The 2494-nt window shown below is 47.8% G+C and carries 2 protein-coding genes; both read left to right on the top strand.

Annotated elements, in window-relative coordinates; genetic code table 11:
- Positions 1-405: 405 nt before the first annotated feature.
- On the top strand, positions 406-1704 hold the full coding sequence (locus tag ACJROR_RS02700) for a transposase (protein WP_406545749.1): 1299 nt from the start codon (positions 406-408) through the stop codon (positions 1702-1704).
- A gap of 62 nt (positions 1705-1766) precedes the next feature.
- A partial coding sequence (locus ACJROR_RS02695) for a hypothetical protein (protein WP_406545748.1) occupies positions 1767-2494 on the top strand: 728 nt, incomplete at its 3' end.

Below are 2494 nucleotides of genomic sequence, written 5' to 3'. Positions count from 1 at the left end.
CCACTTTCATTACGACAAGAATATGACAGGAAACATCATCCCAAGAAAGCGAGGAAAACAAAGAAGAGTGCGGTCACCCAGTGATGTGCTGTAAGCGTTTTTTGGCTAATCAGATTTTACATAGAAATTTGTTAATTTTGGGATCTTGAAGTAATTCCATTGAGCCCCTCCTCTGACTGAGAAATTGCCATTATCTGCTGCTTGACCTTATCTTTAGAAATTCCTGACATCCGTCAGCACAGAACTCCAATAACTGTTTTGCTTAACTGCATTGTCTCCTTGCTTCGGTATCATTTTGTGTTCTATGAATCACCTAATACCAATGTCTACGTTGCTATATTGTGATATGATTTCATCATAGTATTATTGCTATAAAACCGTTGCTATATATTATGGTGGTGCGAGATGCCTAAACATGTAGATCCTATTAAATTAAATGAAGCAGATGCTATCAGTCTTAAAGGCATTGCTTCCGGAAATATTCCCGCCGGAGAAGATGTCAAAAAACGCGCTGGCGTGGTGCTTGAACTCTCTAATGGCACTATGATCAAGGATGTTGCCGGCAAGTTCGGCATGCGGGAGAATACCGTTACTGAAATCCGCAGAAGATTCCTGAAAAACGGCATGGCAAGTCTTGAAATTGCCGCAAAATCAGGCCGGCCGGCGACACGTCTTTCAGCCGAAGAACTTGAGAAACAGCTGGACGATTTTGTTGAATCATTCAAACATGACAACAACAGGAACCCGACATCCATGGAAGTTTCAAACGGGCTTAACGCCTCTCTCCCTGCCGTCAGAGAAGCAATGAAGGCCAGAAATCTGATACAGGAACGCCAGCGTTCATGGGAGATTGCTCTGCCTGGAAATACCGAACCCCGTGTCATTGATTTGGTGGGCATGTTTATCTCGGGAAAGCAGCAGATTCTCGCAGTGAAAGTAACAGACGGTCAGGTTAACTGCAGTTCCGAGAGCAGAAACGTAATGATAACCGGAAGCAGGAGCTTTGCGGATTCCTGCAAACCGGCAAACACGTCTGCTCATCATTACGAACAGCTTGCCGATATGCTGGAAGCCTTTGCTGTTTCAAATCCTAGGAACAGAAAACGCGGCATGACCTGCGCCGAATTTATCAAAGCTGTTACAGATGCAAACGGCACCGGCGAGAAGCCCGCATATCATCTGCTTGCCCATGGTTCCCCGATTCTGGAAAAAAACGGAACCATGCTTCCCTGCGCAGTCCTCGCAACCAGCGATGATTTGCCAGAATGGCTTCTGAAGACAAGCCACCTTCTTGATCTTCTGTGCACAGAATCTGGCAGCGTAAGATACTCTGTCAGAATTATCAGCGCTTTGGAGGGATACCTGCGCAGCGCCGATGCAGATTCGGAACCCTTTATCTGGATGAAAAGTCCAGCCGGGGAAACTGAACAGAAAGCCTCCCCCGCCGCCAATGCGGAATCGCAGAACTTCGCTCCCGGAACCGTAATGGCGGAAATAAAAATCATGGGAGATGACGGGCAGTGGATCACTTGCAAAGCCATGCAGGAAACAGGTTTGCGGCAAAAGGATCTGGATCCGCATTCTCTGGATTCATATCTCAAAACCGTTGATATCATTGAGCAGTCCATAGCAAACACCAGCCGCGCGGCAGCAAGGGGCATCAACGAGAAGTACCTGAATGAAACCGTTAAAAAAAAGAACTGAATTCCGGAGCTGATGCCAGTCTCAGACATGTCAGACTGCAATGCGAGAACGGGCTTGCTCATGTGCTGTTGCCGGAAGATGCCGTTTCGGAAATGGGATGTGATGAGTTCCTGTGGAGTCATGCGCTGAGTAGTTACACAGAACAGGCCTTTGCCTGTGTAAGCGGCCGCATCGCAAACAGCATGCTGAACAGGATGCTTCACAGGAACAGCAGTATTGACAGAATTAAGCTGCGAACCATGACCGACATGGTGGAACGCGAAGGATCGAAAATCATCGGCGATATGCGCGAGTACGGGTTCCGGATACTTAAGGAACATGGCTGGAATCCGGAAACGGGCCTGCCCGAAGAGAATGCCTTCATTGAACCGGGCATTCCGGCAAAGGACGGTAATTCATTTGCGAACAGTCGTTCGGAAGAAGATGAAAGAAAATACCGGAAGGAGATAGATGCCCTGGCGGAATCGATTAATCAGAGGCTGCGGCAAAAGGGGCTGAAAATACCGGATAATCAGGCGCTTAAGTATGATATTGAAACTGATTCATCCGGCGGCGCTGTAATAGTCTCTCTGGACGGAGTAGGAGCGAAACGTCAAAAGGACTCAAAACCGCCAAAAGATGACAGGGAACCTTTCTTTCGGCAGGATGAACTTGACGGGCCGGAGGATCTCAAGCGTGCTCCTGATCCTAAGAAAAGACCGAAAGTGGAAACTGCCGTGGCGCACATTGAGGCTGACGGCCAGAAATACATGCTTGCTGCCACGAACATGTTTTTTTATGTGAAATTGTC

It is taken from the genome of Succinimonas sp. (genome assembly GCF_045225735.1).
GTDB lineage: Bacteria > Pseudomonadota > Gammaproteobacteria > Enterobacterales > Succinivibrionaceae > Succinimonas.
Note: the sequence above shows the minus strand (reverse complement) of the source record. Positions and strands in the feature narration are given on the sequence as shown.

Excerpts from the sequence above, each read along its gene's own strand:
- ACJROR_RS02700 (WP_406545749.1), top strand. The coding sequence starts at position 406 with ATGCCTAAACATGTAGATCCTATTAAATTAAATGAAGCAGATGCTATC.